The sequence below is a fragment of the Pirellulales bacterium genome (assembly GCA_035546535.1).
Lineage (GTDB): Bacteria > Planctomycetota > Planctomycetia > Pirellulales > JACPPG01 > JACPPG01.
On the sequence record DASZWQ010000111.1, the window covers coordinates 59459 to 78191 of the forward strand.

General features: G+C 61.1%; 11 protein-coding genes. 8 read left to right on the forward strand and 3 right to left on the reverse strand.

Annotated features, from left to right (window positions below; all coding sequences use genetic code 11):
* The first annotated feature begins 393 nt into the window (after positions 1-393).
* The 3 genes from VHD36_13910 (at position 394) to VHD36_13920 (ending at position 4044) form a co-directional block, all read left to right on the forward strand.
* Complete coding sequence (locus VHD36_13910; GenBank protein HVU88411.1) at positions 394-1074, forward strand: VTC domain-containing protein; 681 nt, start codon at positions 394-396, stop codon at positions 1072-1074.
* Positions 1067-1741, forward strand: a complete 675-nt coding sequence (locus tag VHD36_13915) for a DUF4956 domain-containing protein (protein HVU88412.1) — start codon at positions 1067-1069, stop codon at positions 1739-1741. The genes VHD36_13910 and VHD36_13915 overlap by 8 nt, the downstream gene beginning before the upstream one ends.
* Positions 1742-1845: 104 nt before the next feature.
* Positions 1846-4044, forward strand: coding sequence for a CotH kinase family protein (locus VHD36_13920; protein ID HVU88413.1), 2199 nt, complete (start codon positions 1846-1848; stop codon positions 4042-4044).
* A gap of 38 nt (positions 4045-4082) precedes the next feature.
* On the opposite strand, the gene VHD36_13925 is transcribed toward VHD36_13920, so the two are convergent.
* Complete coding sequence (locus VHD36_13925) at positions 4083-4706, reverse strand: response regulator transcription factor (protein HVU88414.1); 624 nt, start codon at positions 4704-4706, stop codon at positions 4083-4085.
* Positions 4707-4827: 121 nt separating this feature from the next.
* A complete protein-coding gene (locus tag VHD36_13930) occupies positions 4828-7884 on the reverse strand; it encodes a two-component regulator propeller domain-containing protein (protein HVU88415.1) in 3057 nt (1018 codons plus the stop codon).
* A 369-nt stretch (positions 7885-8253) separates the two neighbouring features.
* On the opposite strand from VHD36_13930, the gene VHD36_13935 reads away from it, so the two are divergent.
* From VHD36_13935 to VHD36_13950, 4 genes are read left to right on the forward strand one after another with little or no spacing between them, the layout of a single operon-like run.
* A complete protein-coding gene (locus VHD36_13935; protein ID HVU88416.1) occupies positions 8254-9555 on the forward strand; it encodes an efflux RND transporter periplasmic adaptor subunit in 1302 nt (433 codons plus the stop codon).
* On the forward strand, positions 9555-12686 hold the full coding sequence (locus VHD36_13940; protein ID HVU88417.1) for a multidrug efflux RND transporter permease subunit: 3132 nt from the start codon (positions 9555-9557) through the stop codon (positions 12684-12686). The genes VHD36_13935 and VHD36_13940 overlap by 1 nt, the downstream gene beginning before the upstream one ends.
* A complete protein-coding gene (locus VHD36_13945; GenBank protein ID HVU88418.1) occupies positions 12683-15799 on the forward strand; it encodes a multidrug efflux RND transporter permease subunit in 3117 nt (1038 codons plus the stop codon). Before VHD36_13940 ends, VHD36_13945 begins: the two co-directional genes overlap by 4 nt.
* 45 nt (positions 15800-15844) lie before the next feature.
* Positions 15845-16507 carry an SOS response-associated peptidase gene (locus VHD36_13950; GenBank protein ID HVU88419.1) on the forward strand — a complete coding sequence of 221 codons (663 nt, stop codon included), beginning with the start codon at positions 15845-15847 and terminating at the stop codon, positions 16505-16507.
* 681 nt (positions 16508-17188) lie between these two features.
* Here VHD36_13950 and VHD36_13955 read toward each other — a convergent pair.
* On the reverse strand, positions 17189-17998 hold the full coding sequence (locus tag VHD36_13955; protein ID HVU88420.1) for a metallophosphoesterase family protein: 810 nt from the start codon (positions 17996-17998) through the stop codon (positions 17189-17191).
* 335 nt (positions 17999-18333) lie between these two features.
* Here VHD36_13955 and VHD36_13960 point away from each other — a divergent pair, with 335 nt between their 5' ends.
* The gene (locus tag VHD36_13960) at positions 18334-18702 is read left to right on the forward strand and encodes a hypothetical protein (protein ID HVU88421.1); all 369 of its coding nucleotides are present in this window, start codon (positions 18334-18336) and stop codon (positions 18700-18702) included.
* The last annotated feature ends 31 nt before the right edge of the window (positions 18703-18733 follow it).

Below are 18733 nucleotides of genomic sequence, written 5' to 3' on the forward strand. Positions count from 1 at the left end.
TCCACAAGGCAATTCTCCCGGATATTGCGACGGTAATCCGCAGAGACAGTGACCTACTAATAGGGGCGGATCGAAGTCTGGCCGCTTCGCGGGCGTGCCTTGGCAACGTCGGATCCCGGTGCCGCGCTTGCAAGTAAGTGCTCCTCCCCGGCCAGGACATCCAAGACGAAAGCCGGGACCCGCGCCGTCCTTGACTGACGATTAACGCACCTTCGCAAGTACGAGTCGAACATGATCCGGTCCGCTTTTCCTGTAGCTCCGAGAGCCCTTATGCCTGCCGAGGTTTCCGAATGCTCCGCAACCCCCTCGCTACGTGTGGACGTCGCGCATTTCGCACTTTCCCCAGCGCTGCGGAGTGGGGCGACGGGCGGGCGTTCGGCCTTTGAAATCAAGATGGTGCTCGATGCGGATGTGGCCCGTGATCTTGAGCGGTATCTTGCCACCCGACTGCACCTTGATCCCTATGCAGCCCAGGCACCGGATCGGGCCTATCCCGTGACGACGCTGTACACCGATACTTCTCGGTTCGATGTGCTCCATCGTACGATGCCGCGCAAGCGGAGAAAGTTTCGGCTCCGACGCTATGGCCAGGAGTCGTGCGTGTATCTCGAACGTAAGACCAGGCACAAAAGCCGCGTGCGCAAGAAACGCACCGTGGTTGACGCCGAACAAGCCAGTGAACTGGCGGGAGATTCCACAACACCGAATTGGGCAGGGCTCTGGTTTCACCAATCCATCCGTCGCCACGGATTAGGTCCCGTTTGCGCGGTTGCCTATCGGCGTAGCGCTCTCGTCGGCCCCTCCGAGTTTGGGCCGGTGCGCGCAACGTTCGACCGTGACTTGACGGCCTTCCGCGCCGAGCGGTGGTCGATCTCCGATCACGTTACCAACGCCGCTCGTTCGGTTTCCGCACAGACCATCTGTGAATTCAAGTTTTCCGGCGCGCTTCCTTGCTTGTTCAAGGATGTTCTCGAGCGATTCCGGCTCGTGCCCGGGCGTTTTTCGAAATACCGCGCCGCCGCGCACGTCCTGGGCCTCGTGTCAAAGACGGAAGGAGGCGAGCAACATGCCTGATTGGTTAACTCCCACAACCACCGAGGGAATCCCGGACGACGCGACCGGGCTCGCGCTGCGACTGGCCATGTCGTTCGCGTTCGGAACGTGCGTCGCGGCGATCTATCTCGCGTCCCACGGTCGCGAACGATCGCACCCCGCTCCGCTGGCCACGACCTTGGTATTGCTGTCGATGCTCATCGCCATGGTTTCGATCGTCATCGGAAATAGCGTGGCGAGAGCTTTTAGCCTGGTCGGCGCCCTGTCGATCGTTCGCTTCCGGACCGTCGTCGACGACACGCGCGACACGGCCTTTGTCATTTTCGCCGTGATCGTAGGCATGGCGGCGGGCGCGGGCTTGTACCTGGTCGCTCTCGTGGGCGTTCCCATGACCGGCTTGATCGCCATTGCCCTGAGCCACTGGACGGCAACCCAGGCCGAAGCCAAGCCGCGCAGGCACCATTTATCCATTCGATTGGCGCTGGGGCATGACCGCGCGATCGTCGAGCGGGTCATGTCGGAATACTTACAGTCGTTTGTGCTCACCGAGAGCTCGACAGCGCGGCAAGGCGAAGCAATCGACTTCTGCTACGAAACGAAGCTGAGAGCCGAATCGGATATGGCACTGCTGGTAATTGTTCTGAATCAAGTGGAAGGCGTGATGAACGTGGAAATGCGCCGCACGTAAGTTCGTCTTGGCCGCGATTGCGAAAACAGTCGCGCCGCATCGAAAAATGAATACGTCGCTAATCGAGAGGAGACGTCATGCGAACGCACTTGAGGGAACCACGTTTGCTAAGAGTTCTCGCCACGACGCTCCTGGTGTCGCTGGTAGGAGTTGCCGGCGCTCAACCCGGGCCCGGTTTTGGCCCCGGCCCGGGGTTTGGACCGGGCGGCCCCGGTGGTCTGCCTCCGGGCTTCGGCCCGCCTCCGGGTTTCGGCCCGCCTAATCAGCTCGGCACCCTTCTTAACGCGGCCGAAGTGCAGCAAGAGCTACAGCTCACAAGCGCGCAGAAAAAGCAGCTCGAAAAGGTTCTGGCCGACGACAGCAAGGAACTCCAGGCCGGCTTTCAAAGGTTCAACCCGACGGAAATGCGCGACATGGAACCTGCCGAGCGCGAGAAGCACTTCGAGCAAATGCAGGAACGCATGACCAAGGCATCGCAAAATACGCGGGCCAAGATCAACAAACTACTGCAACCGGCACAGGTCGAGCGACTGGAGCAGTTGCTGCGCCAGCGCGAAGGCGCCGCGGCGCTCATGCGTCCCCTGGCTGCCAAAGAATTGGGACTGTCCGAAGAGCAGCAGCAGAAGCTCCAAGACTTGCAAGACGATCGGCCGCCTTTTCTGGTTTCGGAAGATGACCGTAAACAGCAGGAAACCGCGGCGCTGGCCGTGCTCACCTCGGACCAGCAAGCCACGTGGATAAAACTCAAAGGCGCCGAGTTCAAGTTTCCCGAGTCCGTGCTGCGGCCGCAGTTCCCTGGCGGACCAGGCGGTCCGGGCGGACCGATGCAGCAAGAGAAGCAATTGATCAAGCAGTTCGACAAGGATGGCAACGGCAAGCTGAACCGCAAGGAGCGCGAAGCCGCTCGTGAATGGCTGAAGAAGAATCCGGCCGGCCGTGGCCCGGGCATTCGACCTCCTCCAGGTGCGCCGCCGGGAGCTGACGCGGGCGCAGGAAGAAGCACCCGCCCCGAACCGGAAGCGGGTCGGCATATTTCCCCGAGGGACGTAGCCAACGTCACGTTCCCTCTGTATTCCCTCGAGTCTCCCTTGAGAACTTTGTTCCTCGATTTCGCCGACGCGGATTGGGAAGCGGAACTGGCCGACTTCTACAAGTCGGATGTGGAAGTGCCCGCCAAGCTCACGGTCGATGGGCGGACATATTCCGACGTCGGGGTCCATTTTCGTGGACTGTCGTCATACTTCGCGGTCCCGGCCGGTCGCAAGCGATCGCTGAACGTTTCGCTCGACTTCAGCGATTCCAAACAGCGGCTCGATGGCTACAAAACTTTGAATCTGCTGAACTGCCACGAAGACCCCTCGTGCATGCACACCGTGCTGTATTTCTACATCGCACAGCATTACATCCCCGCGCCCAAGGCGAACTTCGTCAACGTGGTGATCAATGGTGAAAACTGGGGCCTGTATGCGAACGTGCAACAGTTCGACAAGGTCTTCGTCGAGGAGAATTTTCCCGGCGCCCAAGGATCGCGCTGGAAAATCCCCGGCTCGCCCGGCGGACGAGGAGGGCTCGAGTACATGGGGGATGACGTGGCGGCGTACAAACGCATCTACCAGATCAAGTCCGCCGACAGGGACGAAGCATGGCAGGCGCTCATTCGCCTGTGCCAGACGCTTTCCGAGGCGCCGCTTGAGAAGCTCGAAGCAGAGCTCGCTCCGCAACTCGACATCGACGAGGCGCTGTGGTTTCTGGCCCTGGAAAATGCTCTCATCAATTCCGACGGTTATTGGATTCGAGCCAGCGACTATTGCCTGTATCGCGATGGGGGCGGACGGTTCCATGTCCTGCCGCACGACGCGAACGAAACGTTCCAGCCCGGCATGGGGCCCGGTTTTGGCCGACGCGGCGCGAATGCCCGTCGTGGCGATCCCTTGGAACTGGATCCGCTCGTTGGATTGAACGACCGCTCCAAGCCGTTGCGTAGCCGGTTGCTCTCCGTTCCGAAATTGCAGCAGAAGTACTTGGAGCACGTCCGCGCCATCGCCGAGGATTTCCTCGATTGGGACGAGTTGGGGCCGATTGTGGATTCGATTGCGACTTCTATCCGTCCGTCCATCGCCGAAAGTACGCGGCAACTCTACTCGATGAAAGAGTTCGAGTACGCGGTCTCGGCCGAGGAGAATCCGCCGCCCGGCGAAGGTCGCCATTCCGCCGTCTCGTTGCGCGGCTTTGCGCAGAAGCGACACGATTATCTGCTGGGTTACCCGGCGATTTCGGCGTTGGGATCTCAAGATGCACGCTAGAGGTGCCTTTGCGCAGATTTGTGCATCAGACCGGCGTACTACAAATGAATGATCCCGCGCGCTAGGGCGATCGTCACGGCGTGCGTGCGGTCGGTGGCGTTGAGTTTCGCCAGGATGTTCTGCATGTGCATCTTCACGGTGCCGCTGGCCGTGCCCAGGCGGGAGGCGATTTCCTTGTTGGCCAGTCCTTGGGCCACCCAGGTCAGTACTTCCACCTCGCGCGGCGTGAGCGCCACCTGTGGGAAGTAGCGGCTCAAGCGTTCCGCGACCTCGGCCGGCAGCAGCCGCTCGCCCGAGTGGACGATGCGGATCGCGTTGAGCACGTCGGTGTGTACCATTTCCTTCAGCAGGTAGCCGCGTATTCCGGCCTCGAGCGCTCGGTAGATGTCCTGGTCGCCGTCGAAACTCGTCAGCGCGATGATCTTGGCCTCGGGAAATTCGGCGCGTATCTGGCGCGTGGCCTCGATACCGTCGACATCGGGCATGCGCAGATCCATGAGCGTCACGTCCGGATGGTGCTTGCGAAACAATTCCACGGCCATGCGGCCGTTCGACGCTTCGCCGACTAGTTGGATGTCGGCCTCGTTGGCCAGAATCGACGCAATTCCCTTGCGCACGAGAGAGTGGTCGTCGACACTGAGCACGCGAATCGGTTCGTTCATGAGATACTATCAATCGCTCGCAAGCAAAAGAATTGCCGGTTAACGGTGCTCCCGAACTCGGTCCGCCGGCGCGGCCGCAACGACATAAACTCCGTGACCCGTTACACGCGTCAGGATCCAGTTATGACGTGATCTCCTTGCCTGGCGAACGCGTCCCTAATTCGGCGGCGCGCGGCATATCGGGCATGGGCAGCGTCACGCGAATGGCGGTGCCGCGACCCGGCTGCGAGTCGATGCGCAAATCGGCGCCGATTTGCGTGGCGCGCTCCTTCATGCCGATGATGCCGTAATGGCCCGCACGCACGCCAGGTGCCTCGACGGTGCCAAAGCCGGCGCCGTCGTCCTCGATCGCCAGCAGAATGTGCCGACCCGACCCATCGAGCGTCACGTCGATGCTGCGAGCGCCCGAGTGCTTGATCGAATTCGTGATCGCCTCTTGCGTGATGCGAAGAAGATTATATTCGACGTCGACCGGCAATCGCCGCGGACAATTGCGCATGTTGAGCCGCAGCCGGATATCGCCAGTTTCGGTCAGTTGCCGTGCCGCTTGAGCGATGGCGGCCGACAAGCCGGACTCGGCGCTGGGATCGTGTCGCAATCCGGCGACCGAACGCCTGGCGTCGCGCACGCAGTTCGCGGCGTCGCGAATGATTTCCTCGAGCGTGCCGCGCTCCTGAGACCGCGGCAGGCGGGCCGCCAGAGCTTGCATCTCCATGGTCACTCCGGAAAAACCCTGCATCAGCGTATCGTGCAGCTCGCGAGCAATGCGGCTGCGCTCGGCAACGACGGCCCGCATCTGATCCTTGATATTGCGGACCCGCAGGCGATAGGCTCCAAAGATGGTCAGCGCCACGGCAGCCGCACAGGAGGGGAGGAACCAAAATGTCTGATAAAAGTGGGGAAGGATCGTGAAGGAGACGGGTTGGCCGGTTTCCCACTTTGCTTCATCGAAGGTGCGCGCGGCGACAAGAAATTGATACTCGCCGGGCGACAAATTCGTGTAAAACGCCTCGCGCCGCGTGCCGGCTTCCACCCAATCGCTGTCGAAACCATCGAGCTTATATCGAAACGCAGTGCGCACGGGCACCACCAGGCTCAGAGCCGTGTACTCGAACGAAACGTTGGAAGAACCGGGCGAGAGCCGACCAACGGTGCGGAGATCACGCGGTTGACCGTTGACCACCATCTCCTCAATGACCACGGGAGTGGGCGGCAAGGCGCGCACCAGGCGGCTGGGATCGACCATGATCAGACCGCGAGTGGTCGATTGCCAGACGCGGCCATCGGCAGATTTCAGGATGCAGGGCTGCACCTCCTCTTGAACTTCGAACGCACGCGTGGCGTCGGAGAGCCGAAAAGGGGTCGTTTTGAGCTGAGCGCTGCGGCGCGGATCGTAGTTCACAAGCTCGAGCCGCGACGTGAAGGAAAGGCCACTGCCAGACGCCATCCAGACGCGGTCGCCGTCGTCGATCAAGACTCCCGAGATCTCGTCGTCGAGCAGCCCTTCGCGCGTCGTGAAGTGTAATGTGCGGTCGTTGTTGACGAGCCACAGCCCATGGCCAAACGTACCCAGAAAGAGGCCTCCCTCAGGTCCTCGGCACATCGAGTCAATATCCAGAGCAGCGACCTCGGCATTGGGGAACGGTCGAATTTGGCGGGCAACGATCTGCAGCAACCCAGCGGCCGTCGCGACCAGGATGGAACCGTCGTGTTGCGCCAACAATGAACGCACGGGAAGCCGCGCGAGCGTTTCGTCGTCGGGAAACACGAATCGCTCACCTTGCAGTTGGACGACGCCTGACGCCGTTCCCGTCCACAGTTCGCCGGCGGGCGTCACGCACAGGCTCGTCACTTCGCGTGACGGCAGTCCCTCCCCCGGCCCGAAATGCTTGACGACGCGTCCGTCCTGCACTCGGTCGATTCCCTGGTCCGTACCTACCCAGATTTGCCCGCTGCTGTCGTGAGCCAGGGCGCGGATCGAGTCGCTTGCCAGGCCGTCGCGCGTGGTGATGGTGTGAAAGTGGCGACCATCGAAATGTGCCAGTCCGGCACCGAGTGTTCCGACCCAAATGCCACCGGTCGCGTCGTTGCACAGGGCCCCGATGTTATTGCTGGGAAGGCCTTCGCGGATGGTATAGGGAACCGTCCGGCGATCATTGAACTGATTCAGGCCATGCTTTGTGCCGACCCACAGACTACCCTCGCGGTCCTCGTAGATCGCGTACACGTTGCTTTGCGAAAGCCCATCGGCAGCGTCGAAGCTGGCAAACTCGTCGCCGTAGCGACGGCTGAACCCGCTGCGGGTACCGATCCACAGCGTGCCGTCGGCGCCTTGGAACAGACAATAGATCGATTCGTCGGGCAGTCCGTCTTTGGTGGTCAGATGCGTTTCGAGACCATCGTGCAAGTGAATCAACCCGCCCGTCGTTCCCAGCCAGATGGTGCCATCCTTGTCGGCGATGAGCGCCCGAACCGTTCCCTGCGCCGGAAGAGAATTCAACTGGTGTGAAGTCCACGTGGTGCCATCGAACGAACAGACCTGGTTGCCCGCGCCGCCGACCCAGATGGCGCCATCCTTGGCTTGCGAGACGGCGCGTACATCTTCGATGGGCATGCCCTGCGTCGCGCCAAAAACGGTCAACTTCTGACCCAGCCGCACGAGCCCCTTATCCGTGCCGGCCCAAACCGAGCCGTCGCGCATGGCCATGACGCAGTGCACGTCATCCGAGGGCATGCCACTTGCGCGCGTATAGCGCTGATCATTTCCTTCACCGCGATAGCGAATCAACCCGGCCCCATCCGTAGCGATCCACACATGGCGGGCAGGATCTTCGCAGAGATCGCGAATGCGCAGCTTTTCAGACGAGAGGTCCGCGCAGTTAGGAATCATCGTAAAGCGAATGCCGTCGAAGCGCACCAGACCTGCCGGTGTACCCAGCCACAGATAACCATCGTGGGTTTGCAGGATCGCATAGATCGTGGGCTGGGGCAGGCCCTGGGGCAATTGCCAGACTCGATGAAAGGCCTGCGACAGCGAGCGTTGCTGGTCGAGCGCTCGAGCCGGCCCGGCTGGAAGGAATATAAGGATTAGAGCAATACAGGCGGCCGGGATGGGATAACGCCGAAGCGGCCATGCCCCCTGGGCGCACATTTCGTCGCTGAACGCGGCGACATTCATAGCGCTACGCTCCTGGCTCGCGCGAAAATGCAACCAATGGCCCGGGAAAACCGGCAAAAGTGGCGCAGGATTTGGACCCCGGAAAACACCACGGCCGTTCCCTACCCTTCACTATAGCCGTGCCTGGCCCGGTGCGAGAAGCGAGCGCGAAATGTGCCCTTACGCACGGTATGCCGAAAAGCATAGTCATAATACTGCTGCCTTGCGATTGCCGCGGGGACAATTTACGTACATGATACTGAGGGTGGGGAATCCGTAGGGATGGGCGGCTGCGGCAGGGGCGGCCATGCGACGCGTTTCCGGGGACCGGCATTGGCCGGGATCCGGCGAACGTTTTGAAGATGCCCGCAGCGCAACAGGGTGGCCAGAATGATCTCGAAGGTCCTCGTCAAAGCGCCGGTGGAACGCTCCAAGACGGCGAGCGAATTTCCGCCGGTTCAGCCGGGGCCGCCGCCGAAGAAAATCGGGCGCGGCTTGCTGAAGCTGGCGGTAGTTTCCGTGGCAGCCGCGGCCGCTTATTTTTTCGTTCCCTGGGGAACGATTTCAGTCACGTCGCTCACTTCACTCTGGAGCGGTGGCAAACCCATTGAGGCGCCACCGCCGCGCCCCATCCCTGTCGTTGCGGTGCCTGCGCACGTGGGCGACATGAATCTGAACCTCAACGGCCTGGGGAACGTGACGGCGTTGTATTCGGTGATCTTGAAGAGCCGCGTCGACGGCGAATTGATCAAAGTAGCGTTCACCGAAGGACAGGTGGTGAATAAAGGGGATCTGCTCGCCGAGATCGATCCCCGTCCCTACGAAGTCATGAAACGGCAGTTACAAGGCCAGTTGCTCAAGGACGAGGCGGCGTTGAAGATCGCACAGCTGAATCTCGATCGGTACACGGCCCTATTGCCCAACAGGACCGTGACGCAACAACAGGTCGACGAGCAGATTGCCCTGGTGAAACAGTGCGAAGGCGCGATCGAAGCCGACCAGGCTTCGATCAAGAACATCGACTTGCAATTGCAGTATTGCAAGATCGTCGCTCCCATCCCTGGCACGATCGGACTGCGGCTTGTCGACCCAGGAAACATGGTGAAGGCCAACGACCCGACCGGCATGGCCGTCATTAATCAGTTGCAGCCGATCACGGTCGTCTTCACGATCCCGCAAGACGACATCGCCCGCATACAGCGGCAGATCAATGCCGGTGTGCAGTTGAAGGTCGACGCCTACGATCGCGACTTCAAGAACAAGCTGGCGACCGGCGACCTGATGGCCTTGGACAACCAGGTGGACGTCACGACCGGCACCGTGCGTTTGAAAGCCAAGTTTTCCAATGAAGACCACATGCTGTTTCCCAATCAGTTCGTGAACGCGCGCCTGTTGGTGGACACGATTCACGACGCCGTGATCGTGCCGGCCCCTGCCGTGCAGCAAGGCCCCAAGGGAACGTTCGTGTACGTCGTAGGTAAGGATTCGCAGGTCGAGGTTCGCGATGTTACGGTGGGGGCCACGGAAGCAGATCAGACGGTGATTAAAAGCGGCCTGGCCGACCATGAGTTGGTCGTCGTCGACGGTGTCGATAAGCTGCGGCAGGGAACCAAGGTTGCCCTGCGCGAGAACAGTCGCTCTGGCGAAGGCGGCTCCGGCCCGGTAGCGCGTGCCGATAAACAAGGGACCTGATGAACCCGTCTCGGCCATTCATCCTGCGGCCCGTCGCGACGGTGCTGTTCATGGCCGCGATTCTGCTCTCGGGCATCGTCGCCTATTATCAGCTCCCTGTTTCGGCCCTGCCGCAGGTCGACTACCCAACGATCCAGGTGGTCACCTTTTACCCTGGCGCGAGCCCGGAGGTGATGGCCTCGAGCGTGACGAGCCCCTTGGAGCGTCAATTCGGTCAGGTTCCAGGTCTGAACCAGATGACATCGAACAGCTCGGAAGGCTGCTCGGTCATCACGCTGCAATTCATTCTCGATTTGAACATCGACGTGGCCGAGCAGCAGGTTCAGGCCGCGATCAATGCCGCGGCGACGTTTCTGCCGCGCGATCTGCCGGTGCCGCCGATCTATAGCAAAACGAATCCGGCCGACGCCCCGATCCTGACCCTGGCACTGACCTCGGCCACCTTGCCGTTGCCGAAAGTGCAGGACTTTGCCGACACCCGGTTGGCGCAAAAGATCTCGCAACTCTCGGGCGTCGGCCTGGTGAGCATCAGCGGTGGACAGAAGCCGGCCGTGCGCGTGCAGGTCAATCCGACCGCGCTTTCCGCGCTAGGGCTGAGCATGGAGGACCTGCGTGCTGCCGTCACGGCGGCCAACGTCAACCAGGCCAAGGGGAGCTTCGATGGCAGCCGGCAAGCCTTCACGATCGGCGCCAACGATCAACTGTTGACCAGCGACCAGTATCGCAAGTTGATCGTCGCTTACCGCAACGGCGCCCCGGTGCTGATGTCGGACGTGGCCGACGTGGTCGACGGCGTGGAAAACCTGCGGCAGGCGGCCTGGATGGACGACCTGCCGGCCGTGATCCTGAACATTCGGCGTCAGCCGGGCGCGAACATCATCGACGTCGTCGAACGCGTCAAACAGTTGCTCGTGCAGTTGAAGGCCTCGCTGCCGGCCGCCGTCACCGTCACCGTACTCACGGACCGTACCACGACGATCCGCGCCAGTGTCGAAGACGTGCAGTTCGAACTCGTGCTGACGATCGGGCTGGTCGTGCTCGTGATCTTCCTCTTCTTGCGCAGTTTCACCGCCACCATCATTCCCAGTATCGCGGTGCCACTGTCGCTAGTCGGCACGTTCGCCGTTATGTACATGCTGGGCTACAGTCTCAATAACCTGACACTGATGGCGCTGACGATCTCGACCGGGTTCGTCGTGGACGACGCCATCGTGATGATCGAAAATATCTCCCGGTATATCGAACAGGGCGAAAACGCCATGTCGGCAGCCCTCAAGGGAGCGGCCGAGATCGGCTTTACGATCGTATCGCTGACGATCTCCTTGATCGCGGTGCTGATTCCCCTGTTGTTCATGGGGGATATCGTCGGGCGCCTGTTCCGCGAATTCGCCGTCACGCTGAGCGTAACAATCCTCGTGTCGGCGCTCGTGTCCTTGACCCTGACGCCGATGATGAGCGCTCGCATTCTGCGCCACCATCCGCAAGCGCACCAGGGTTTCTTTTACCGGACGAGCGAAACCTTCTTCGAGACCGTGATTCGCTGGTATGGGCACACGCTGACGTGGGTACTACGCTTCGAATACACCACGCTGCTGGTGGCCATCGCCACGCTCGTGGCCACCGTGTACTTGTACATCATCGTGCCCAAGGGATTTTTTCCGGTGCAGGATACGGGCGTGATCTTGGGCATTTCCGAGGCATCTAACAGCATCAGCTTTCCGGCCATGGCCGAGTTGCAGCAGAAGCTGGCCAAGGTAATTCTCGAGGATCCAGCCGTGGACAGCCTGTCGTCATTCATCGGCATCGACGGCACGAATACGACGCTCAGCAGCGGCCGGATCCAGATCAACCTCAAACCGCTCGAGGAGAGGCACCCCTCGTCGGCCAGCGACGTCATTCGCCGGTTGCAAAAGAAGCTCGAACCGATCGAAGGCATCACCCTCTACATGCAACCGATCCAGGATCTGACGGTCGAAACCCGCGTCAGCCGCACGCAGTTTCAGTACAGCCTGGAAGATCCGGACGCCAAGGAGCTGAGCGAATGGGTACCGCAACTCGTTGCGCGCCTGCAGGCCTGCCCGCAATTGCGCGACGTTACGAGCGACCTGCAGGACGAAGGACGCCAGGTGCGCGTGGTGATCGATCGCGATAGCGCTTCGCGCCTGGGTATCACGCCGCAAATGATCGACGACGTCCTGTACGACGCCTTCGGCCAACGGCAGATCTCGATGATGTTCACCCAGTTGAATCAGTACCGCGTGGTGCTCGAAGTGAAGCCGGAGTTCCGCGACAACCCCAAGGACATCGGCAATATCTACATCCATGCGCCGCTGGCGGGCAAAGTGCCGCTAAGCACCTTCACGCGCATCGAGGAAGTGACGGCGCCGCTGGTGGTGAATCACCAGGGGCAATTTCCGGTGTCGACGGTGTCGTTCAACTTGGCGCCGGGAGTCTCGCTGGGCGAAGCGGTCGACGCCGTCGATGCTGTGAAGCAAGAGCTCAACATGCCGGCCAGCATCCAAGCCACGTTCCAAGGCACGGCCAAGGCGTTTCAAGCGTCGCTGCGTAACGAACCGCTGTTGATCCTGGCGGCCCTGGTCACGGTATACATCGTGCTGGGCGTCCTCTACGAGAGCTACATCCATCCGATCACGATCCTCTCGACGCTGCCGTCAGCGGGCGTGGGCGCGCTCTTGGCCCTGCTCTGGTACCGGATGGATTTGAACGTGATCGCGTTGATCGGCATCATTCTTTTGATCGGCATCGTCAAGAAAAACGCGATCATGATGATCGACTTTGCGCTAGAAGCCGAGCGCAACGAAGGCAAGGCGCCGCGCGAGGCCATCTACGAAGCCTGCCTGCTGCGGTTCCGACCGATCATGATGACCACGATGGCGGCCCTGCTCGGCGCTTTGCCCTTGGCGCTGGGCGAAGGCGTGGGCTCCGAGCTGCGCCGCCCGCTCGGCGTCACGATCATCGGTGGACTGTTGGTCAGCCAGGTGCTGACGCTGTATACGACGCCGGTCATTTACCTGGCCTTCGATCGGCTGGGGCGATATTTGCGGCGCCAACCGCGTCCGGCCGTGGCTGGCGGACTCCATTCCTCGCCTCATGCGGAGGACTGGACGTGAGCCTGTCGACCCCGTTCATTCACCGTCCTGTCGGCACCACGCTACTGACGATCGCCATCACGCTCGCCGGCACGCTGGGATACTTTCTGCTGCCGGTTTCGCCGCTGCCGCAGGTCGAATTTCCCACGATTCAAGTGAATGCATCCCTGCCGGGTGCCAGCCCCGAGACTATGGGCTCGGCCGTGGCTACACCCTTGGAACGCCAGTTTGGACGCATCGCCGGTGTGACCGAGATGACGTCGATGAGCTACTTAGGCTCGACGTCGATCACGATGCAGTTCGATTTGAACCGCAATATCGACGCCGCGGCGCGCGACGTACAGGCAGCGATCAATGCGGCCCGCAGCCAACTGCCCACCAACCTGCCGAGCAATCCCACCTATCGTAAGGTCAACCCGGCCGATGCGCCGATCTTGATCCTGGCGTTAACGTCCGACACGTATCCGAAATCGCGGGTCTATGACTCAGCGTCGACGATTCTGCAGCAGAAACTGTCTCAGGTGCGCGGCGTGGGGCAGGTCATGGTCGGTGGCGGCGCGGCACCGGCGGTCAGAGTGTCCGTCAACCCGACGACGCTCAACCACTTGGGACTGGTCATGGAAGACGTGCGTGCCGTGCTTGGCACTGCTAACGCTAATCGCCCCAAAGGGCAAATCGCCGACGACGAACACGCCTGGAGCATCAGCACGACCGATCAACTGTTGAAGGCCGAAGAGTATCGGCCGCTGATCGTTGCGTACAGCAAAGGCGCGCCGGTGCGGCTGGCGGATATCGCCCACTTGGAGGACGGGGTCGAGGATATTTTCGCCAAGGGGCTGTGCGACGGCAAACCGGCCGTCACGATCATTATTTTTCGCCAACCCAACGCCAACATCATCCAGACGGTCGATCGCGTGCTGGCCCTGCTTCCCCAGCTGAAAGCGGAGATTCCGGCGGGCATCGACCTGACCGTGGCCATGGATCGCACCACCACGATCCGCGCCAGTGTCGAGGACGTGCAGTTCACGCTGATCGTCTCGGTCGGCCTGGTGATCATGGTCGTGTTTCTCTTCTTGAGAAATCTACGCGCCACGTTCATTCCCAGCGTGGCCGTCCCGGTGTCGCTCGTCGGCACGTTCGGCGTGATGTACTTGATGGGCTACAGTCTGGACAATCTCTCTCTCATGGCGCTGACCGTAGCGACCGGTTTCGTCGTCGACGACGCAATCGTAGTGATCGAGAACATCAACCGGCACCTCGAGCAAGGAATGTCACCGCTCGAAGCGTCGTTATATGGCGCCAAGGAAATCGGCTTCACCGTCGTCTCGATCAGCGTTTCGCTCGTAGCCGTGTTCATCCCCATTTTGCTGATGGGGGGCATCGTCGGCCGATTGTTTCGGGAGTTCGCGGTGACCTTGTCGGTCGCTATTTTCGTCTCGCTCCTCGTATCCCTCACGACGACGCCCATGATGTGCGCCACGTTGCTCAAGCGGCACGACCAAGAGCGACATGGCCGGCTCTACCGGGCAAGCGAATGGGTGTTCGACCGGATCTTGAACTTTTATGAAAAGACGCTCGGCTGGGTGTTCCGACATCAGCGCATCACGATGGTCGTGACCATCCTCACCCTGGTATTCACGGTTTATCTGTATGTCGTAATTCCCAAAGGCTTCTTTCCCCAGCAGGACACGGGCCGTATCACGGGCTCGATTCAGGCGGATCAGAATACCTCTTACCAGGCCATGGGGCATCTCTTGGAGCGATTTGCCCAAGTCGTCAGCGAGGACCCGGCCGTCGAGGGTTTGATTGCGTTTACGGGGGGGCAAGGAGGCACGTCCAACGCCGGGAGAATGTTCCTATCGCTTAAGCCGCTGGAAGAGCGGAAGATGAGCGCCGACCAGGTCATCGGCCGGCTGCGGGGCAAGCTATCCGGCATCCCCGGCGGCACCTTGTTTTTGCAGGCCGTGCAAGATTTGCGCATCGGCGGACGCTCCAGCAGTTCGCAATATCAGTTCACCTTGCAGGGGGACAATGTCTCCGACCTGGTCGAGTGGGGACCGGTGCTATTGCGCGAGATGCGCAAGCTGCCCGAACTGGTCGACGTCAGCACGGATCAGCAAAACCGCGGTCTGCAGAGTCGTTTGGAAGTCGATCGGCTCATGGCCGCGCGGCTGGGTATCACGCAGCAGGTCGTCGACGACACGCTCTACGACGCCTTCGGCCAGCGGCAGGTTTCGACGATGTATTTGCCACTGAATCAATACCACGTCGTGCTGGACGTCGACGAGACCTTCCGCCAGAATCCTGAAGCGCTTAAGCACATCTACGTGGCCGGCGCGAACAAGGCGGAAGTGCCATTGAGCGAAATCGCTAAGTTCTCGACCAGTACCACGGCTCTGGCTGTGACGCATTCCGGCTTCTTTCCTTCGGTCACGATTTCCTTCAATCTCGCGCCCGGAGCGGCGCTGGGGGATGCCGTCGATAGCGTGGAGAAATTGCAGCACGACCTGGGCATGCCGGCTTCGATTCACGGCAGCTTTTCCGGTGCCGCCCAGGCCTTCCAGGCATCGCTGCGCAATGAGCCCATCTTGATCCTCGCCGCCTTGGTCACGGTGTATATCGTGCTAGGCATTCTCTACGAAAGCTTTATTCACCCCATTACGATTCTCTCCACACTCCCCTCGGCGGGCGTCGGGGCGCTCTTGGCTCTGATGCTGTGCAAGACCGAATTGAACGTGATGGGGCTGATCGGCATCATCCTGCTGATCGGCATCGTGAAGAAAAACGCGATTATGATGATCGACTTTGCTCTGGAAGCGGAGCGCAATGAGGGGAAGACGCCGCCCGAAGCCATCTTCGAAGCCTGTATCCTCAGATTCCGTCCCATCGTCATGACGACCATGGCTGCACTTCTGGGCGGGCTGCCGCTGGCGCTAGGGACGGGCAACGGCGCCGAGTTGCGCCGACCGCTGGGGATTGCGATCGTCGGCGGTCTGATCTTCAGCCAGGTGCTCACGCTGTACACGACGCCGGTGGTATACCTGTATCTCGATCAGTTGCGAGCACTCGGCGCGCGGTTGCGCCGACGGAGGCCGGCCGCGGCGCCGGCGCTGGCGCCGCATTTCGAAGTCTGACGGAAATCGCGCGGCGCGACCACGATCTTTGCTACAATCGCGGTCATGTGTGGACGATTTACGCTGCGCAGCCGCCCCCAGGCCGTGGCCGAAGCTTTTGAATTGCTCGAGTTACCTGACCTGTCGCCGCGCTACAATATCGCGCCGACGCAATCGGTCGCGACCGTGCACTTCGACCTCGAGCGCCACCAGCGCGTGTTGCGCTGGCAACGCTGGGGCCTGGTTCCGCCTTGGGCCAAGAGCCTCGCCGTCGGCGCAGGCATGATCAATGCGCGCGCCGAGGGAATCGCCACGAAACCCGCCTTTCGACAAGCGTTCACCGCACGGCGCTGCCTGGTCGTCGCCGACGGATTCTACGAATGGCAAAAGACGCCCGAGGGAAAGCAGCCCTATTTCCTTCATAGAGAGGACGATTCTCCTCTGGCTTTTGCCGGCCTATGGGAACAATGGGGGCCTGATCATCTTGAATCATGCACGATCATCACGACCTCGGCCAATCGCTTGATGAGCGGGCTGCACGAGCGGATGCCCGTGATTCTGAAACCCGAGGATTACACGCGTTGGCTCGACCCTGCCTTGCGTGATCGAAAAGTGCTGGAAAGCCTGTTGCAGCCGGCCGCCGAGGATCTACTGCGGATCGATGCCGTGACGACCTTGGTGAACAATCCGCGCAACGAGCAGCCGGAATGCGTCGTCCCGCTCGCCTGAGCGGAAAGCCCCGACGCAAGCTGGTCTCGCGGCGGCGCGAATTCACCGACGCGAGACCAGCGTGTCGTGCAGAGCGCACTCTTCTACTTGCAAGCCGAGCAAGCGGGAGCGGCCGCAGTGTGGCAACGACCACCACGGCAACGACGGCAGCGAGCGTCGGCAGAAACCGACATGGCCAAAACCAACAACAGAGCACAAACGGCAGCAATCTTGCGCTTCATATCAGGAAGCTCCTCAACAGTGTCGCGCGTCCTCCAGCCCCGACGCGCTGGGGCAATCCAAACCATACGTAAGGCTGCCACGGTAAAGGTTTGATCTCGCCCGTCAACCACCCATCGGCCGCGCGCGCGGGGGCAAAGAGCGCGATGAAAAACGCGCAAAAATGCCGCCTCACAAAACAGGGCGACGAGGCAAAATGCGCATTTCATCCGCAAGATTCGCGTAAGGGGTTTTCACTTCAGGTCTTGGCGACCCGCGGCGAGCGCATTTGCCGCGGAGTAATCGCAGTAGACCCCGCAAAAACCCCAACGATGGGCCGCACGCGTCCCCACCCCCCCACGGCGCAAGAAAATCCCGGAAATCGCACGACATGGCGATAATTTTAGGAAACGAGCTGGCTTTTAGCGGCCGCTCCACGACGTAAGGCGCTTCGCCGCAAACTGGCGTCGATCGCCTGCTCGTTCACACGGTCGGAGCCGCCAGGGCCGCCGAGGCCATCGCGTCCGCGCCGCGCTGCCAGGCAACACGGGCCACCGGATCCCAATCGTACAACCGTGCCTGTCCGTCGCGGATGCCCACGAAGGAGGAAGGCTTTTCGGTCCAGCAGCCGGAATTCAGGTAATGCACGCCACTGGTGCGACTCTCGCACGCCAGATGTGAATGCCCCAGGATTACGCCTGACAGGGCGCGGTCGAGGGCCGTTTCGATGGCTTTGCGGCGTAGCACGTCGGTTACATGCAGAAAATGCTTCGAGCTGTGTTTCAAGCGCCGGGCCAGGCGATGCGAAGAATCGAGCCATTGGCAGGCGAAATAGATCGCGTCTGCCGTATCGATCACGACTTGCGGCCAGGCGAGCGATGGATCCCAGCGGTGTCCGTGATAGACCAGATAGCGCTCGCCGCCGATATCGAGGATCACTTCGTCGACAGCCGAGATTCCCAACAGGCCGGCAAACCATTCGGGGCGCGGATCATGATTGCCAACGACCCAATCGACGTGTACCCGCTCGCCATATCGGCGCAACAGCTCGACCACTTGCACGTCGCGCTCTTGCAAGCCGCGCAGGCGATGGTCGTTGAACAAATCGCCGTTCAATACCAGCCGTTCGGTGCGAAGGGTGTGCAAAAAGCGTAGAAAATCGTTCCCTCGACTATTCCGCGCGCCCAAGTGCAAATCGCTGACGACAACCGCGTCGAAGTTCAACATGGGGATCGCTTCCTTGAGTAGGGGAACGCCGGACGACATCCTGATCTCCGGCTCTACGGGAATCATCGACGACGCTCGTTTTCACGGCGTGAGGCCCGCGCTAGATTTTTGTGAGAAACCGCTGGACGGATGCTAGCAGGCCGCCAAAATCGACATGGCCAGAACCGTCGCGCTGGAGTTTCGTCGACCAACCGCGAATGCGCGCCGCGCGCTTTTGTCAAGCGCCCAATCGCTCATGAAAAACTCACGCGCCGAACCGTTGAGGCGGTTGCAGCCCGTTGCTATGGTGGCGTGCGATCGCTGTGTGCCGTGCTCGGAGGCCGGCCGCGATCGGTCCATTCGGCGGACGTCGCGTTCGCGAACCGCCCACGCACGCACCCATCCCCTTAGGAGTCTGCACCATGAACGGAGTTACTACGCGCACGGCCTGGGCTTCGCTGGCCGTCGTCATGTTGATGATTGAAACGTCGCAGGCCCAGAACCAGGCGTCTCGGCCACGCATCAGCCCTTACATGAATCTGGTCAACAATCCGCTGGCGGGAGCGACGAATTATCAGAGCCTGGTGCGGCCGCAGATCGAGCAGATGAATTTCAACCGCAGTCAACGCGCCGCGGTCGGCCAGTTGCAGCGCCAGTCCGCCGCCAGCCGTTCGACGTCAACAGCACAGGGGAATTCCCAGCTGCGCGGCACGGGCCACCGCACGGTCTTCGATCAGACTTCGCGGTACTACCCGCAAAAACGCCCGGCCGGTAGCGGCCCGCAACGGTAAGCGACACAAGGGCTGCCGGCGCCGGCCGATT